1 rRNA gene (cut by a window edge) is annotated in these 1,591 nt (G+C 56.4%); it reads right to left on the reverse strand.

The window, feature by feature from the left end:
- Positions 1–1,536, reverse strand: a 23S ribosomal RNA gene (locus ACIBG7_RS43515) (it extends 1,267 nt beyond the left edge of the window).
- Positions 1,537–1,591 lie beyond the last annotated feature (55 nt).

The following is a 1,591-nucleotide window of genomic DNA, read 5'->3' on the forward strand; positions in this document are numbered from 1 at the left end:
ACAGGGTTCGATATGGGCGCGTTGAAGCGGGTACGGGAATATCAACCCGTTGTCCATCGACTACGCCTGTCGGCCTCGCCTTAGGTCCCGACTTACCCTGGGCGGATTAGCCTGGCCCAGGAACCCTTGGTCATCCGGCGCAAGAGTTTCTCACTCTTGATTCGCTACTCATGCCTGCATTCTCACTCGCACAGCCTCCACAACTAGATCACTCTGCTGCTTCGCCGGCTGCACGACGCTCCCCTACCCATCAACGAACTGAATCGTCAATGCCACGACTTCGGCGGTGTACTTGAGCCCCGCTACATTGTCGGCGCGGAATCACTTGACCAGTGAGCTATTACGCACTCTTTCAAGGGTGGCTGCTTCTAAGCCAACCTCCTGGTTGTCTCTGCGACTCCACATCCTTTCCCACTTAGCACACGCTTAGGGGCCTTAGTCGGTGATCTGGGCTGTTTCCCTCTCGACCATGGAGCTTATCCCCCACAGTCTCACTGCCACGCTCTCACTTACCGGCATTCGGAGTTTGGCTGACGTCAGTAACCTTGTCGGGCCCATCGGCCATCCAGTGCTCTACCTCCGGCAAGAAACACGTGACGCTGCACCTAAATGCATTTCGGGGAGAACCAGCTATCACGGAGTTTGATTGGCCTTTCACCCCTAAACACAGGTCATCCCCCAGGTTTTCAACCCTGGTGGGTTCGGTCCTCCACGCGGTCTTACCCGCGCTTCAACCTGCCCATGCCTAGATCACTCCGCTTCGGGTCTACAGCATGCGACTCAAACGCCCTCTTCAGACTCGCTTTCGCTACGGCTCCCCCACACGGGTTAACCTCGCCACACACCATAACTCGCAGGCTCATTCTTCAAAAGGCACGCAGTCACATCACAGCCCTCCGAAGAGGACTACGCTCCTACGGCTTGTAGGCACACGGTTTCAGGTACTATTTCACGACCCCTCACCGGGGCACTTTTCACCTTTCCCTCACGGTACTCGTGCACTATCGGTCATCAGGGAGTATTTAGGCTTACCAGGTGGTCCTGGCAGATTCACACAGGATTTCTCGGGCCCCGTGCTACTTGGGAACACCCACAGAAGTCCAGCTCGTTTCGCCTACCCGGCTCTCACGGTCTACGGCGCCCCTTCCCAGAGGCTTCAACTACAAGCTGGATTTTTGACTTCTCGAAGCTGCGGCAGCAACTTCAGTGAGGTCCCACGACCCCGACCACGCAACGCCTGCCGGCTATCACACGTGAACGGTTTAGCCTCATCCGCTTTCGCTCACCACTACTCACGGAATCACTGTTGTTTTCTCTTCCTACGGGTACTGAGATGTTTCACTTCCCCGCGTTACCACCAACCGCCCTATACATTCAGGCGGCGGCAACACCACATGACTGGTGCTAGGTTTCCCCATTCGGACATCCCCGGATCAACGTCTGGTTGGCGACTCCCCGAGGCTTAACGCAGCCTCCCACGTCCTTCATCGGCTCCTGATGCCAAGGCATCCACCGTGTGCCCTTAAAAACTTGGCCACAAAGATGCTCGCGTCCACTATGCAAATCTCAAACAACAAACAGGCCCACCAGA

Source organism: Nonomuraea sp. NPDC050328 (assembly GCF_044459405.1).
Taxonomy (GTDB): Bacteria; Actinomycetota; Actinomycetes; order Streptosporangiales; family Streptosporangiaceae; genus Nonomuraea.